Consider the following 16,613-nt stretch of genomic DNA (forward strand, 5'->3'; position numbering starts at 1 on the left):
AAAAGCCAATAAAGATAATTCAAAACCACTAACAGTCAGAGGGTTATGTATTTAATGTTATTAACAAAATCTTGCATATTTTTGCATATGCAATCACAAAAAACTTATACAGTAGAAGAAGCATATAAAAAGATGGAACGCTATTGTAGTTATCAGGAACGTTGCCATAAGGAGGTCATACAGAAGCTTTATACAATGCGTATGATTCCCGAAGCTGTAGACCATATTGTCGTTCAATTATTGCAGGACAATTATTTAAATGAAGAACGTTACGCCAAAGCTTTTGTCAGCGGAAAATTCAGAATAAAAAAGTGGGGAAAGCAACGCTTAAAACGCGAACTTAAACAAAAGGATATAGGTAAAACCTTAATAATAATGGCACTTAACACTATTAGCGATCAAGAATATTTGGAGACCTTTCATGCGCTAGCAGAAAAGAAAGCGGAAACCATTAGAGAAACCAATCCACTAAAGAAAAAGAAAAAACTTGCAGATTATCTGTTTTATCGCGGTTGGGAGATTCACTTGGTGTATGATAAGGTGAATGCGCTGTTTTGATGGGGGAGTGAGGAGTGAGGAGTGAGGTTTGAGGTTTGAGGTTTGAGGTTTGAGGTTTGAGGAGTGGGGATTTGGCATTGTTGCATAAAAAAACTGCATTACTCGAAAGACTAATGCAGTTTTAATTAATAAAATATATGTTCTACAAGCTAAATGTTGCACCTAAATTCACCACAAATTGGTTGTGGATCAGGTGTGCTGGATTAGTAATGTTACTATCATATTTTGCTAATGGAAAAACTGTTTCTGCAAAAACACCAAAGCCTTCAGAGAAAAAATAACGCGCACCCACATGGCCGCCAAAATTCTTCATGCTAATGTTTAAACCTGGGTAAAGATCAAAATTGTCATCAAAAGCTAGAATGCTTCCTAAGTGAGCATTAAAACGGCCTTTAAGATCAAAACGATCACCGAAGCTGGCATCCAATGCTTCCAAAACGTCTAGAGAATATGCGCCAACTACACCAACTGAAATGTTTTCGCCCAAGCCATAATCAAAACTAACATTAATTCCTGTTGCTGCATCTTGTAAATTTGCACCAATTTGTAATTTATTATCAGTATTCCCTTTAAAAGCTTGTGCATTTGCAAACGAAACGCTTAAAATGCTTATAAGTATAATCAGTTTTCTCATCATAAAATGTTTTGTATTAAGATGGCGTAAATATAGTTATGTTTTTTAATATGCAATTCATATTAACCCAAACTCTTCTGAGTATTGGTAAAAGCTTTATTATTTTTCCAATCAATCCATTTTTGACCTTTTAACTTTCGCATCATAGTGTCAAAATGCCGCATAATAATGATATTGTAAATAGCCTTTCCTAAATTTTTGGGACGTCTTGCAATAGCGCGTAGACTCATAGAAAATCCAGGAGTAAGGTATTTCATATAATGCCAATACCCCTCAGGCATATAGAGCACCTCGCCATGATTTAATTCTGTTCTATATCCTTTTGCTTTTTTAAGGGCTGGCCATTGTTCTAAATCTGGGTTCGAAAAATCGATGTCTTCTCTTGTAATGAGGGAATGCGGAATTTTATAAAGGTATTTATTTTGATTTTGATCAAAGAGAATGCACAGTTTTTTGCCGTTAAAATGAAAATGGAAAATATTGGCCAAATCAATATCATAATGCATAAAGGTGTGCGAGTTCTCTCCACCAAAAAACAACATCGGCAGTCCTTTCATGAGTTTTAAACCAAAATCAGGGTATGAGTAATCTTTTTGTAGCTGCGGAACTTCCTTTAAAACATTCCATAGGAAAATTCTAAACTTAGTGGGTTCACGCTTTAAAAGATTGATGTAATCAGCCATTTTCATTTTGGCGTGTGGCTCATTAAAACCATCTTCGTGGTGTACTGGACGGTCATCATATAGAGGAACCGTTTTATCTCCAGCAACAGATTTGATGTAGTCTAAATTCCACTTTTTATAAGCCGGCCAATCTTCAATGAAGCGCTCAATAACAACAGGTTTTTGAGGTTTAAAATAATGTTTTATGAAGTCTTCCTTAGTAATGTTTTTTACACGAGGAATGTCTTGAAGGTCTAATTCCAAAATTCTAAGGTTTAGGCTGCAAAGTTAAGAAATCGTTACAAAACGATTCAAAAGGAGTGTTAAAAAAAAACGCTTTACCGCCTTATAAAGACCTATTAAAACTATAGCATCACAAATATGTTCTATTTTAAAACCTTCGATTGCTGTTTGGCAATCTCATTACGTTCAATTTTGTGATCTGGACGCGACCATTTAGGCTTTTCTCCTAACGCTTGAAATTTTGATTCTGCTGCTTCAACCGTTTGTGGTTGCACCTTTTTAGTAAATGGCTTTTGCGGATTAAGGCCTAATGCTTCAAACATTTTCATGTCTTCATTGACGTCAGGATTAGGCGTAGTTAGCAGTTTATCGCCTGCAAAAATTGAATTCGCTCCAGCAAAGAAACACATGGCTTGTCCTTCTCTACTCATTTGGGTGCGGCCTGCACTTAATCGTACTTGTGTTTCTGGCATCACAATTCTCGCAGTAGCTACCATGCGGATCATATCCCAGATTTCAACTGGTTTTTCATCTGCTAACGGTGTGCCTTCTACGGCAACCAAAGCATTGATAGGTACAGATTCTGGTTGCGGATTTAAAGTAGATAAGGCCACCAGCATTCCTGCACGATCTTCAATTTTTTCTCCCATCCCTATAATTCCGCCGCTACACACCGTCACATTCGTTTTACGCACGTTGTCTATGGTTTGCAAACGGTCTTCATACCCACGGGTTGAGATGACTTCTTTATAATATTCTTCAGACGAATCTAAGTTGTGATTATACGCATACAGTCCGGCTTCAGCCAATCGTTGTGCCTGATTTTCAGTAATCATTCCCAAGGTACAACATACTTCCATCTCCAATTTGTTGATGGTACGTACCATCTCCAAAACTTGATCAAATTCCTCACCGTCCTTTACATTTCGCCAAGCTGCTCCCATACATACACGAGAACTTCCTGTAGATTTGGCACGTAAGGCTTGCGCTTTTACTTGCTGAACGCTCATCAAATCATTGCCTTCAACATTTGTATGGTATCGTGCCGCTTGCGGACAATAGCCGCAGTCTTCAGGGCAACCTCCCGTTTTTATGGAAAGCAAGGTAGACACCTGCACCGTGTTCGGGTCGTGATGCTGCCTATGCACTGTTGCTGCTTCATAAAGCAACTCCATAAAAGGTTTATTATAAATATTGAGGATTTCTTCTTTTGTCCAGTTATGTCTTATGTTGGTCATGTTAATCAATTTCAATGATGAGGTAAAAATAACTTATTTAAATTTAAAGAATTCTTCAATCAAGCCATAAAATTTTTATCAAGCATCTAAATAACGGTTACACAGCCTGTTTTGAGATTAAAATGGAGACCGCATTTCCACCAAATCCAACTGCATTTACCATAATGTTTTTAATACGTTTGGGCGTTTGCGCTTTTATAAAAGGCACATTAATAAAGTGTTGGTGTTGCAACATGAGTACTGCCATTTCTAAGCTTAAGATACCCGAAGCACCAAGACTATGGCCAATTTTCCATTTGTTGCTAGTTAATGCGGGAGTATTATTGGCGAACACAGCTTTAATAGCATTTACTTCAGAGGAATCGCCTTTTATGGTCCCGGGCGTATGGGTAACGATGATGTCCACCTCGTCAGGATTGAGTGCCCCGAGAGCCATCGTCATAGAACGTTGAAAACATTGGGCGTCGGAAGATACGGATACATTATGTTCCAAAATTTCTGTGGCATAACCCACGCCAATAATAATGGCCAATGCGTTTTTGGAAATACCGCGTTCTAAACATCCCATAGCTGCGGCTTCTCCAAGCACCATTGAATTCTTTTTTTTGCTAAGATCTAGAGAACGACACTGATAATTTTGCTGTTGAGAATGTGGTGTGAGGGGTGCATAAATTTTCAACGCTTGCATTTGGGCAACCGTGAACGGGGTTAAAGGCGCTTCACTACCACCAACCAAAAACTTATCGCACATTCCAGAATTGATCCAGGCCACACCATTTAATAAGGCATGTAGCGCTGTAGAACAGGTGATGGAATGACTTATTTCTGGTCCTTGCGTTTGCAAATCGTGCGCTACCCAAGAGGAAATGTTGCCTAATGTGGTCGTGGGTGAACTCAATGTTTGAGCGCGCCCACGATTAAGAAAGTCTTCGTGGTATTTCTCAAATAATGCCGTTGCACCGCGCGATGAACCAATATTGATTCCGAAATTATCTTTGGAAGTCCAACCAGCTTCAGCGACTGCTTTTCGCGACGTGTAAATCGCATACAAAACCGATGGATCTAAATTCTTAAAGTGCGAATCGGAGGTTTGTAAAGATTTAATAGTCAATTTTACCGCAGAAGGTAACTGACCCACCATCGCTTTAATGTCTCCAAATAATTTTTCAGAAAGACAATGGTTGTTATTTTGATAATTCTTCCAAATATCAGCTGTAGTCTCGCCTAGTGGGGAAATAGAACTAATGGCAGTGATAGAAACGGGTTGTAGCAAAACTTAAAATTTAAGCAAAAATAAAACTATCGCGAGCGCTGCAATAGGAAACGCTATGTTATTTCCTTATGTGATTAAAAATTTTAGAGAATTTCCAGGGCGTTTTCAATGGTTTGATATACTTTTTCCAATTCACTTTCCGTAATAACATAAGGCGCTTGAATGTAAATGGTGCTCCCTAAAGGTCTTAAAAATACGCCATTGTCCATAAAGAACTTGAAAATTCTATCGCGTAAATTGCCATAGCGTTCCATTTCAATATTTAGGTCAAGCGCAAAAATAACACCTATTTGACGTGTTGATTTTACCTTTGGATGCTCTTTAATACGCTCATTAAAACCTTGGTGAGATGCACTAATCCTCTGGATGTTTTGTCTTATGGTTTCCGATTTTAATAATTCTATCCCCGCCAAAGCCGCAGTACAGGCCAACGGATTTGCCGAATAGGTGTGACCGTGAAATAAGCCTTTGCTCATATCATCACTATAAAACGCATCGTACACCGCTTGGGAACACGAGGTGATGGCCATAGGCAATAAGCCTGCCGTGAGCGCTTTACTCATACAGATGATGTCAGGCTTCGTGTCCATATAGTCCGATGCAAAATTTTTCCCGGTTTTTCCAAACCCTGTCATAACTTCATCTGCAACTGTAATAATCTGATGGGCTTTACAAAATTTTAAAATCTGGTCTAAACCCTCCGCGTTATGCATCTTCATTGCCGCCGCCCCTTGCACTAAAGGTTCATAAACAAATCCTGCAATGTCATGCTCGAGTACTAATTTTTCTAGAATATTTAAAATTGCTTTATGGTTTTCGCCATTAGGAGTAGGAATTCTCTTGACCTCCAAAAAATAATCTTCAAATGGACCGTTATACACAGATAAGCTAGAAACGCTCATGGCACCAAAGGTGTCGCCGTGAAAACCATCTTCAAAAGCGAGAAGAATATTGCGTTTTTCACCCCTATTAAAATGGTATTGCAGCGCCATTTTAATGCCGATTTCAACACTGGTTGATCCGTTATCACTAAAAAAGAGTTTGTTTTGATTTTCTGGAAGAATTGAAATCAAGGCCTCAGAAAGCTTGATTGCCGGTTCATGTGTAAATCCGCTAAAAACCACCTGATCCAACTGCTGCATCTGAGCTGCAACACGATCAGTAACAAATGAGTTGCAATGCCCATACATACACGTATACCAAGAGGCAATGGCATCAATATAAGTGTTGCCATCCTCATCCGTAAGTGTACAATCTTTGCCTTTAACAAGGGCAATGGTGTCTGGGTGCAATTTGTGTTGCGTTAAGGGGTGCCAAAGGTGTTTTTTATCGCGTTCTTTTAGGGTCATTTTTATACGGTATTTGTTGCATTGAGCACAGTCTCAATGCAATTAATTGATGAACTTCACAGGTAATACTGCGAAATATTATAACGTCTCTTTAAATTTTTCAGCGTATTCCAGCACTACATTTTTATCAAAATAAGGCTCTTCATCGATGCGTCCAATGATTGGGACTTGAGTCATTTTTTCGATGATAGCTTCTGTTGATGCATGTGCTTTACCGCTATAAATTAGTGCCACATCAAAACCTTTCGATTGTAAAAGATTGACCGTTAAAAGCGTGTGGTTAATACTTCCCAGATAATGTCTTGATACAACAATCACCTTATATTCGGGTTTAATCAAATCGAGAATAGTTTCAGAATCATTAATCGGAACCAATAAGCCACCAGCGCCTTCTATGACCAAATTTTTTTTGGTTTTTGGTGCTTTTATGGTTTTAGAAGATATCGTAACGCCGTCAATTTCGGCCGCTGCATGCGGACTCATAGGCGTGTTCAACAGATAACTACTGTCGTGAAATTTTGATTTTTTATTGGTCACTAAACGCTGCACTTTATGAATGTCTGTATTATTTAAATCTCCCGCTTGGATGGGTTTCCAGTAGTCAGCGTTAAGGGCTTCTACCAAAATTGCTGAGGCGATGGTTTTACCAACATCGGTTGAAATTCCAGTTACGAAGTATGTTTTCATATCATGTCAAATTCGGTTGCACACACTTCACATTTGTACTTATGCTTAGTATAAAATGGAAGTGATGAAAATAGGAATCCAAAAATAAACCAGAAAAAGGATTTTATGTCTTTAATTGTGGAGAATAATTCGATATGCGTGCTCTTGCAATTAGGACAATTCAAAGCATTGCCTTCATCGTCAATGGCATATGGCTGAATTGAATTCAGTATCTCTTTGGCTTCAGCTACTTGCGTAGAAAGGACTTTTAACTTAACCCCGCCAATAGCATTGCTCACCAGTGGGTCCGTATCTATAGTGAGGTTATCGGCCAAAAAAACTTCAATCCCATCCGATTCCAATCTGCCTTTAACGATTTGGGCTTCTGACGAATATTGAAATACCGCAACAGTAGTAAATGTTTCATTTTTCATTTTATAAATGTTGCCAAAAGCGCTAACACTTTTGAGATTTCCTCTTCGGTATTATAGGAATGGATACAAAAGCGCAGACGTTCCTGACCTTTAGGCACCGTAGGAAAAACGATTGGTTTTACATCAAAACCATGTGCATAAAAGTGTCGCGAAACTTGCTTAACGCTATCATTTCCGGGGATGATGCAACATTGAATTGCAGATTCACTCGAAATAAAGCGTTCTTGTAGTTGGTGTTCCGTTGTTTTTTCCTTGAAATAGTTGATGTTATCGTGCAGCTTTTCTATAGCGTGGGTTTGTCGCAACTCTTTATAGGCTGACTTAATGGTCATTAAAGAATGGGGCGGAAGGGCAGTGGTGTAAATAAAGGGTCTAGAAAAATTAACGAGATAATTGGTAAGTTGCTGTGATCCTAAAATTGCGGCCCCATGGCAACCGAGGGCTTTTCCGAATGTAATGATTCTTGCAAATATTGCAGCATCAATTCCTAAACTATGTGTCAGGCCAATCCCGTTTTCACCAAATACACCTACGGCGTGCGCTTCATCAACAATCACCTTGAAATGATGTATTTTACAAAATTCAGCCATTGCTATCAAATCTGGCGTATCGCCATCCATAGAAAACACCGATTCTGTTGCAATATAAACTTCTGAATCTTTAGAAATCCTTTCGCGCTGAAACTGACATTTCTGCTTTAAATCGTCAAGGTCATTATGTTTAAATTTATAGGCTTGGGCATGGCCCATTTTAATTCCATCCCGGATGGACGCATGAATATATTCATCATAAAAAACCACATCGCCACGTTGGGGAACACTTGAGAAAAATCCGAGGTTGGCATCATAACCAGAATTAAAAATCAAGGCACTTTCGCAATTATGCGTTTTGCAGATTAAGGCCTCAACATCATTGTATAATTCGTGGTTACCTGTTAATAAGCGCGACCCGCGAGAGCCGTTTTGGAAGATAAAAGCTTCCTCCAAATAATGATGGGTATGATCAAAAATATCTTTAGACATAGAAAATCCTAAATAGTCATTTGAGGCAAAATCGACTAATTGATGAGGTTGGCGCAATTTCCGAAAGGTATTGTCCGCTTTTCGGGCCTCTAATTTGTATTGAAGTTTTTTAGGAATCATAGCGTAAAGATACGAAGTCATTTAATGGTTTTTACTCCTCTATGAGTTAACTAAGGAATATAAAACAGTGTATATTTGAGAATCAAAATTTAAAAATTATGATTCGTAGTAGTATCTGTCTGTTATTTTTTATGGCTTCATTCGTTTTACAAGCCCAAATTTCTTCAAAATACACTATCTCATTTAAGAAAGCTGTTCATCATGAAGCTAACATTCAAGCAACATTTAGCAATTTAAAATCTGAGACGGCAACGTTTCGGATGAGTCGTTCATCACCTGGACGCTACGCTTTGCATGAATTTGCGAAAAACGTATACAATGTTAAGGTTACCAATGGTAAAGGAAAGGAGCTTAAAGCAACACGCCCAGATCCATACTCTTGGGAAGTAAATGATCATGATGGCACTATACACGTGAGTTACACGTTGTTTGCAAACCATGGCGACGGGACATATGCGCAAGTTGATGAAACTCATGCACATTTGAATATACCTGCGACGTTTATGTACGTGCCTGAGCTAGAAGATCAAGAAATGGAAGTGACCTTCAAGGTTCGTGAAGATTTAAATTGGAAGATTGCCACCCAGTTAAAACACCAACAAAACAACACGTATTACGCGCCAAACCTTCAGTATTTTATGGATAGTCCTGTAGAAATTGCGAATTTTAGAGAGCGTTCTTTTGATGTGAAAGGTCAAAAAATAATGTTGGTAATGCATGATGACGCCGCTTCGGAGGATGAAGTAGACACTTATTTTGAAAAGGTCAGTAAGGTCGTATTGGAACAAATGATGGTATTTGGAGAATTACCAAGTTTTGATTACGGCGAGTATCTATTTTTAGCCTGCTATATGCCAAATGCGACTGGTGATGGAATGGAGCATCGAAATTCGACGGCTATCCCAAGTTCAAGAAGTTTGTCGCAAGGCGGAATGGAAGGTAATATTGGGACGGTAGCGCATGAATTTTTCCACTGTTGGAATGTGGAGCGTATTCGTCCAAAATCGTTAGAACCTTTTGATTTTTCACAAGCTAATATGAGTGGCGAATTGTGGTTTGCCGAAGGATTTACTAGTTATTATGATGATTTATCGTTGGTGAGATCAGGAATCATGAGTCGGGAAGATTACATTGACGGATTGGTAAGAACGTTTAACTATGTATGGACCTCTCCAGGAAGACAATTTTTCAATCCGATTGAAATGAGCTACCAAGCCCCTTTTGTGGATGCTGCCAAATCAGTGGATGAAACCAATAGAGAAAACACGTTTATTTCTTATTATTCTTATGGGAGCATGTTAGGATTGGCGCTGGATTTATCCTTGAGAGAACAAAATTTGACCTTAGATCAGTTTATGACTTTGGTTTGGAATACATATGGGAAATCTGAGGTTGGTTACACGGTGAATGATTTACATGAAAGTTTAGTGAAATTTGCTGGAAAGCAATTTGCTGACGACTACTTCGGGAATTACATTTATAAAAGTGGTATGCCAGATTTTGAACGACTCCTTAAAAATGTTGGCGTGATCTTAGAAACTAAAAACGATATTGAGTTTGGGACGATGGTTAGAAACCAGGTATTGGTGAGCAACCCAAAGATTGGATCAGCTTCTTATAGCGCAGGATTCCAGAAAGGGGATAAGCTACTCAAAATAGGAGGTATAGAACTTGATGGGAATGCAGGTGTCAATTCAGTTTTAAATGGCTTTAAAATTGGTGAAAAGGTGTCTGTGGTTGTTGAACGGTACGGGAATCAAAAGGAATTAGAATTAACTATTGGTATCGGGACCTCTTATAACATGAAGTTGATGGATGCAAATTTGAAAGCGTTTACTAAAAAGCTAAAAGAGAGGCAAGCGAGTTGGTTGGCATCTAAGGTATAAAACAAAAAAATCACGCTGAAAAGCGTGATTTTTTTTATCTAGTAAAAAATGTAAAGGTTAGTCCACTAACACAATTACATTATTATCTTTCATTTCTACAGTGCCACTATTTATGTGCATTACCCACTGACCATCTTCTTGCGAAAAGTTTTTTTCCTGTCCGGCAGCAATGGTTGCATTACCTTTAAACTTCACTTTACCTTTGCCAAGAATTGATACTATGGCGGCGTGATTATTCAACATTTGAAACTCACCTTCTATGCCTGGTACAGTAACACTATCAACGTTACCGCTAACTAAGGATGCCTCTGGGGATACAATTTCTAAATACATAGTTTTTTGGTTTGCAGTGCGCAATCAACTGTCTGCAGTCCTTGAAAACTGAAAACTGTAGACTGCCTACTTATTATTAAGCTTCAGCAAGCATTTTCTCACCAGACTCGATTGCTTCTTCAATAGTTCCTTTAAGGTTGAATGCAGCTTCTGGTAAGTGATCTAGCTCACCGTCCATAATCATGTTGAAACCTTTGATCGTTTCTTTAATATCTACCAATACTCCTGGGATACCTGTAAATTGCTCAGCAACGTGGAATGGTTGAGATAAGAAACGTTGTACACGTCTTGCACGTCCTACAGCCATTTTATCTTCCTCAGAAAGTTCTTCCATACCAAGAATGGCAATAATATCTTGTAATTCTTTGTAGCGTTGTAGTAACTCTTTTACACGCTGTGCACAAGCATAATGCTCATGTCCTAAAATGTCAGCAGTTAAGATACGTGACGTAGAATCTAATGGATCTACCGCAGGATAAATACCTAACTCAGCAATTTTACGAGACAATACTGTTGTAGCATCTAAGTGGGCAAACGTTGTTGCCGGCGCAGGATCTGTTAAATCATCCGCAGGTACGTAAACCGCTTGTACAGATGTAATAGAACCTCTTTTTGTTGAAGTAATACGCTCTTGCATGGCACCCATCTCAGTTGCCAATGTTGGTTGGTAACCTACCGCAGAAGGCATACGACCTAATAATGCAGATACCTCAGAACCAGCTTGTGTAAAACGGAAAATGTTGTCAACGAAGAAAAGTACGTCTTTACCTTGAGCGTCACCAGCACCATCACGGAAATATTCTGCAATAGTCAAACCTGATAAGGCCACACGAGCACGTGCTCCAGGTGGTTCGTTCATTTGTCCGAATACGAAAGTTGCTTTAGAATCTTTCATGACAGATTTATCAACTTTAGATAAATCCCATCCGCCTTCTTCCATTGAGTGCATAAAGTCATCACCATACTTGATAATTCCTGACTCTAACATCTCTCTCAAAAGGTCATTTCCTTCACGAGTTCTTTCTCCAACTCCAGCAAATACGGAAAGTCCACCGTGACCTTTTGCAATATTGTTAATCAACTCCTGAATTAATACAGTCTTACCAACACCTGCACCACCAAATAATCCAATTTTACCACCTTTTGCGTAAGGCTCGATCAAATCAATTACTTTGATACCTGTGAATAAAACTTCAGTTGAAGTTGATAAATCTTCAAATTTAGGTGCTTGTCTGTGGATTGGTAAACCAGCATCGCCAGCTTTAGGCAAATCGCCCAATCCATCAATAGCATCTCCAATAACATTAAACAAACGTCCGTAAACATCTTCGCCAATTGGCATTTGAATAGGAGCGCCTGTTGCTACAACTTCAGTTCCTCTGCTGAGTCCATCAGAAGAATCCATAGCGATGGTACGTACAGTATCCTCACCAATATGTGATTGAACTTCTAGTACCAATAAAGAACCGTCAGGTCTTTTAATTTCTAAAGAATCATAGATTTTTGGAAGGCTTGAACCCGCTTTAAAGGCTACGTCGATAACTGGACCAACGATTTGTGCAACTTTACCTGTAACTTTTGACATTACTTATATGTTTAATGTTGAATTGAAATATTTTGCTAAAATGTTTTTACCCAAACGAGTTGGGTAGTTTGTTTTTCGCGCTGCAAAGATATAGTTTTTTAACTAATTATAAACTCCTTTTATTCGCTTTTTTAAGCATAAAAAAACACCTTCTTTAGAAAGGTGTTTTAAGATTGTAAATTTAGATTAATTTATCTAAGGTCTTTGTTATAGTTCGTTGGGTAATCCCCAGCGTTGGCCTTCACGCCAGCAGCAATAAAATTAGAGCCGTACTGAGCATCAATGGCTTTTAAAAATTCATTTGCCATAAGTGCATAGCCTCTTGAGGTTAAATGCACACCATCCAAACTAATCAATCCACCAGTTACCAAATTGGTATTGAAGATGAAATCGCCATCGTGCAATCCTACTGTTGAGGCGGTTTGTAAGATAGTTTTAAAATCAACCAGAGCTAAATTTTTGTCGGCTGCGATAGCTGCAATAGTTTGATTATAGGCGTCTGTAGCAGCTTTGATATTTTCTTGTTCGCTCGGTATTAGTACCCACTTATCTTCTAGTGGTAAGGTGACACCTTCCACAGAAAACTGCCCAGCTAATGCTTGAGGTAAGCCTTGGCCCATTAAAGCTTGTACAGATGCCATATTAACGGTGCCAATAGCATTCATGCTTGGCAATACTAATAAATCATTGGAAGTAGCTTGTCTTGATTGACCATAAGTGTTTGCTAACAACTTAGCAACTAATGGTGCAGCTTCGGCCGGTAAACCAAATTGAGCAATAAAGGCTGGGAATGTTGGGCTAGCATTTAGGGCGCCTTCAATTACAGGCGCAATATTTGTTAAGCTTTCATCGTGAATAACTACAGCACTAGCAGCTGTTGTAGAAAAAACAATTTGTCTACTTGGATCCACCTGTGCGAAAATTAGGTTTAAAGCCCCGAAAATATTGTTCAACATTGGTATTTGAGGACCAAAAGCGGGATTTGTTGGGTCTAGTGCTTTAGCTGGTACCGTTGTAAAATGTGCTAGGTTGGTAATGTAAGGTACATTAGCCACTGCTCCTTTGGCACCATTGCTAGTAAGTGCATCTACAGCACCTTTAAAAGAAGCCGCAAATACATTAGGATCAGTAATGTCATTAGAACCATAGGTTCTAGGATCTAAATTGCCTAATTGATAAACCCCAGTTCCGCCAGAAGTGGCATAGGCTAAAACATCATTTCCACCAATTTCTGAAAGTGTAAAGAAGGTTGGAGCTTTGGCAACAGCATCACCTAAAACTGACGCTGTAGGACTTGATGCCATACGGCCGAAATAAGGATTTAAAGAACCATAACCTGGTATTCCCAAATGAAAACTTTTAGCACCTGGTATCCCGTAATTGTTAAAAGGTCCCGCTAAAACTTCTGTAATTTGAGTTGTTGGCGTAGCATTTAGCAATTTTGGAGCAGGTCTTGCACCTGATAAATCTAAGTATAATCTTGGGGGAACAACAACCGTTGTACCCATTACAAATCCACCAATATTATCTTTCATTAAGGGCTGAGTAAAAGAACCACCACCAACATTTGCAAACTGTTTGCTTAAGATGTTAGGGAATGAGTTTTCCTGTGCTTTAATAAAGAGTGCGTTATCTGTATACCCTGCTGAAAATGAAGCGCCTACAGCTACATAGTTTGAAAAATCTGCAGATCCTGCCGTGAGTGCTGGAAGGGGTTCAGGGGCTGGGTTGTAATCATAATCATCTTCACTACACGCTGTAAATCCTACTAAAATAGCAGACAGCAGTAAATATTTTATATTTTTCATTGTATTATTTTTTATAAGTTATTGATAGTCCAGGAGATGTAATACATTGATCCTATAGAACCGGTACCAATTGCCGTAAAGTATTCCTCACCAAGAACATTAGTAGCACCTGCTTTAAATGTCGATTTTATAGATGGCACAGTATAGTTTATTTGTGCATCCAATGAGTGATAGGCAGGTATTGCACCATCACCAAATGTGGCTTGCCAGAAGTAATCATCACTCCATCTCCAAGCGGTATTAAATCCGAAGTTTTTAAATAAATTGGTGTTTCCAAAATTAATTTTTGCTTTGTGTTCAGGTGTATTAAAACTTGTTTTAAAATCTGGGAATGCGGCTTGATCAAAATCTTGTTTTGTATAGGTGTAACTTCCACCCAAATCAAAATCGCCAAAGATTTTAGTGTTGATACCGATTGATCCTCCATAAGAATTCACATCAGCTTTAGAGTTGGTATAAGTTTGGTACACTTTATAATCGCCATTGGCAATAGCAGCAATGGACAACCCATTATCGCCTGCAGTACCGTAAAACGGAGCAACAACAACTTCACCTGAAATAAAATCTTGGTATTTGTTATAGTAAACACTCATGTCTACGATAACTTTTCCAAGTTTACCTCTATAACCAACTTCTGCAGTAGTAATTTTCTCAGGAGTTACCAACGCTGAATTTCCAATTTGTAAATCGGCAGGATTTTCAGATTGTGCAAATGCTGTTACTGAAGACGCCAAATATGAATTGGTATAGGCGGCACCACCTGTTTGAGTAACCTGAGCTGGCTGACCGAAACCTGATTGACCCGCAGCACTGATATTATAAGTACGAGAATATCTGTCTAAGTTAGAAGGTGCTGAACCTACTAAAACAGCACGACCTGCGTCTAAACCAATAAATAAATCTTGGGTAGTTGGATTTCTAAACCCTGTTTGAACAGATGCTCTAATATTATGGTTTGGATTAACCGTTAAACCTGCGGAAAGTCTTGGAGATAAAAATCCGTCAAAAAATTCTGATTTGTCATAACGAGCAGATGCCGTCATTTTTAATTTCATTTCCTCGCCTAAGTCAAAGTTTTTTTGCAATTGGGTATAGACTCCAAATTCTGAATAAGGGATAGAACCGTCATAATCTGTATAAATTGTGCCAGAAGAATTCAATTCATATTTTCTATAAGACCCACCAACTTGAATATCTATAACATCCCATAAGTGGCTAAAGTTGTAATTACCGTCAGCGTGAGTGTATTTTGATTGATCTTTAAACTGAGAACCTTGAGAGAAATCAGGATTTGTGATAATTCTGTCGAAAGCGTCTTTAAACTCAGGAGAACCTGGTTCGTAACGTCCTGTTTCTGCTACTGCTCGTGCTGCAGCATGTGCTTGTGCATCAGTTGCGCCATTAAATGTGGCCCCTGCATAGGTTTGAATATACTCTCCAAACCATTGTGTGTCTGGTTTCCAGGCACGGTTAATGTTAATACCTGTAAACACCATATCATAAGAATCTCCAGCGTTATCTGATACTACATACCCTCTAACAAAAAAGTTATCATTTCTTACCTCAATCTTATGTTGTTGCTGTGTAAAATTATCAATAGCATATCGGTTTGTGCCCTGATAAATTGTAGATCCTGTACCAACTTTACCAACATATTGAATTTCAAAATCGTTGGCCCAAGGTCTGAAATATAATCCCCAGTCTGCTTTAATACTTTCCGCATTATAATCTGTTAGATGACGTTCTTCGTAACCTGTACGACTAACAACTACGTCAGGAATAACACCTAGTCCGCCAGAAGCAGCTCTAATATTTGTAGATACCTCATCTCCATAAATGTTGTAACCATCGTAACCAATACTCGCTCTTGTATCTCCTGAACCTGGTTTGCCAGCGTAATTGTTGGCAGTCCAATCCGTTCCTTTTAACCAACCAAAATTGACTTTAGCCGCAAAATGGTCAGTAAACTTATAGGCCATTCTTATCCCAGAATCTCTGTATGTGTTATCGCCACTTGCATCTTGAGAAGTGATGCCTTGTTTGTGGTAGCCGCTGATACCCTGAAAATCGAAAGGATTTTTACTTCTCATAAAAAGAATTCCATTAAAAGCATTCGCACCATATAAGGCAGATGCAGCACCTGGCAATAACTCAACACTTAAGACATCAGTTTCATTCATCCCAACTAAATTTCCGATAGGAAAGTTAAGAGCAGGAGAAGAGTTGTCCATGCCGTCTACCAATTGCATAAAACGCGTGTTGGCAAAGGTGGCGAACCCTCTTGTGTTAACTGATTTAAAGGTTAAACTATTGGTGTTTACATCTACACCCTTTAGGTTTTCTAGGCCGTCATAGAAGCCTGCAGAAGCTGTGTTTTTTATTTCTTTAAGACCGAATCGTTCAACAGTTACTGGCGATTCAAAGACTCGTTCTGGCGTTCTAGAAGCAGATATAACCACCTCGTCTAAGGAAGTCCCTTCTGTCAATTGAAAATCTATAGTTTGTGTAGTGGCAGTAACCTCTTTAGTTACAGTATCAAACCCTACACTACTGACCTGAATTGAAAAAGGAGGTGTTTGAGGTGCGTTTAGTGTGTAGTTACCATCAAAATCTGATATAGCTCCAGTGCTTGTGCCAACAACAATGATATTGGCTCCTGGTAACGGTTGACCGTTGGTATCAGTTATTTTACCAGTTACTGTGGTCTGCGAATACGTAAGGGCAACGCAGAACAGCATCATAATCTTAAGAATTGTTTTCATTTTTGGGAATTAGTTAATTTGGTTACCAATATAAATAATA

General features: G+C 38.7%; 14 protein-coding genes. 2 read left to right on the forward strand and 12 right to left on the reverse strand.

The features are described 5' to 3' along the window. The first annotated feature begins 87 nt into the window (after positions 1-87). Entirely contained in the window at positions 88-558 is a 471-nt protein-coding gene (locus BXY82_RS05410; protein ID WP_133757140.1) for a regulatory protein RecX, read from the forward strand. Positions 559-700: 142 nt separating this feature from the next. Here the strand turns inward: BXY82_RS05410 and BXY82_RS05415 are convergent, their stop codons facing one another. The 8 genes from BXY82_RS05415 to BXY82_RS05450 all read right to left on the reverse strand — a co-directional run bounded on the left by BXY82_RS05415 (position 701) and on the right by BXY82_RS05450 (position 8,220). Beyond that, a complete protein-coding gene (locus BXY82_RS05415) occupies positions 701-1,195 on the reverse strand; it encodes a DUF6646 family protein (protein WP_317128563.1) in 495 nt (164 codons plus the stop codon). Between the two features lie 59 nt (positions 1,196-1,254). Continuing rightward, positions 1,255-2,118: a cupin-like domain-containing protein gene (locus BXY82_RS05420; protein ID WP_133757141.1), complete on the reverse strand. Its 864-nt coding sequence runs from the start codon at positions 2,116-2,118 to the stop codon at positions 1,255-1,257. Between the two features lie 122 nt (positions 2,119-2,240). After that, positions 2,241-3,335, reverse strand: a complete 1,095-nt coding sequence (gene bioB, locus BXY82_RS05425; protein WP_133757142.1) for a biotin synthase BioB — start codon at positions 3,333-3,335, stop codon at positions 2,241-2,243. A gap of 97 nt (positions 3,336-3,432) precedes the next feature. After that, positions 3,433-4,608 (reverse strand): beta-ketoacyl synthase N-terminal-like domain-containing protein, encoded by a 1,176-nt coding sequence (locus tag BXY82_RS05430; protein ID WP_133757143.1) that lies wholly within the window; start codon positions 4,606-4,608, stop codon positions 3,433-3,435. A gap of 83 nt (positions 4,609-4,691) precedes the next feature. After that, entirely contained in the window at positions 4,692-5,957 is a 1,266-nt protein-coding gene (gene bioA, locus BXY82_RS05435) for an adenosylmethionine--8-amino-7-oxononanoate transaminase (RefSeq protein WP_133757144.1), read from the reverse strand. Between the two features lie 78 nt (positions 5,958-6,035). After that, positions 6,036-6,644 (reverse strand): dethiobiotin synthase, encoded by a 609-nt coding sequence (bioD, locus tag BXY82_RS05440; RefSeq protein WP_133757145.1) that lies wholly within the window; start codon positions 6,642-6,644, stop codon positions 6,036-6,038. Beyond that, positions 6,641-7,057 carry a putative signal transducing protein gene (locus BXY82_RS05445; protein WP_133757146.1) on the reverse strand — a complete coding sequence of 139 codons (417 nt, stop codon included), beginning with the start codon at positions 7,055-7,057 and terminating at the stop codon, positions 6,641-6,643. The genes bioD and BXY82_RS05445 overlap by 4 nt, the downstream gene beginning before the upstream one ends. Then, positions 7,054-8,220: an aminotransferase class I/II-fold pyridoxal phosphate-dependent enzyme gene (locus tag BXY82_RS05450; protein WP_243835690.1), complete on the reverse strand. Its 1,167-nt coding sequence runs from the start codon at positions 8,218-8,220 to the stop codon at positions 7,054-7,056. Before BXY82_RS05450 ends, BXY82_RS05445 begins: the two co-directional genes overlap by 4 nt. Before the next feature lie 77 nt (positions 8,221-8,297). Here BXY82_RS05450 and BXY82_RS05455 point away from each other — a divergent pair, with 77 nt between their 5' ends. Then, on the forward strand, positions 8,298-10,085 hold the full coding sequence (locus BXY82_RS05455; protein WP_133757147.1) for a M61 family metallopeptidase: 1,788 nt from the start codon (positions 8,298-8,300) through the stop codon (positions 10,083-10,085). A 57-nt stretch (positions 10,086-10,142) separates the two neighbouring features. Here BXY82_RS05455 and BXY82_RS05460 read toward each other — a convergent pair whose 3' ends face one another. The 4 genes from BXY82_RS05460 to BXY82_RS05475 all read right to left on the reverse strand — a co-directional run bounded on the left by BXY82_RS05460 (position 10,143) and on the right by BXY82_RS05475 (position 16,573). Beyond that, complete coding sequence (locus tag BXY82_RS05460; RefSeq protein WP_133757148.1) at positions 10,143-10,418, reverse strand: F0F1 ATP synthase subunit epsilon; 276 nt, start codon at positions 10,416-10,418, stop codon at positions 10,143-10,145. A 76-nt stretch (positions 10,419-10,494) separates the two neighbouring features. After that, the gene (atpD, locus tag BXY82_RS05465; protein WP_133757149.1) at positions 10,495-12,003 is read right to left on the reverse strand and encodes a F0F1 ATP synthase subunit beta; all 1,509 of its coding nucleotides are present in this window, start codon (positions 12,001-12,003) and stop codon (positions 10,495-10,497) included. A 191-nt stretch (positions 12,004-12,194) separates the two neighbouring features. Beyond that, on the reverse strand, positions 12,195-13,811 hold the full coding sequence (locus BXY82_RS05470; protein WP_133757150.1) for an SGNH/GDSL hydrolase family protein: 1,617 nt from the start codon (positions 13,809-13,811) through the stop codon (positions 12,195-12,197). 11 nt (positions 13,812-13,822) lie between these two features. Continuing rightward, positions 13,823-16,573 (reverse strand): TonB-dependent receptor, encoded by a 2,751-nt coding sequence (locus BXY82_RS05475; protein WP_133757151.1) that lies wholly within the window; start codon positions 16,571-16,573, stop codon positions 13,823-13,825. Between the last annotated feature and the right edge of the window lie 40 nt (positions 16,574-16,613).

The organism is Gelidibacter sediminis (genome assembly GCF_004364975.1).
Lineage (GTDB): Bacteria > Bacteroidota > Bacteroidia > Flavobacteriales > Flavobacteriaceae > Gelidibacter > Gelidibacter sediminis.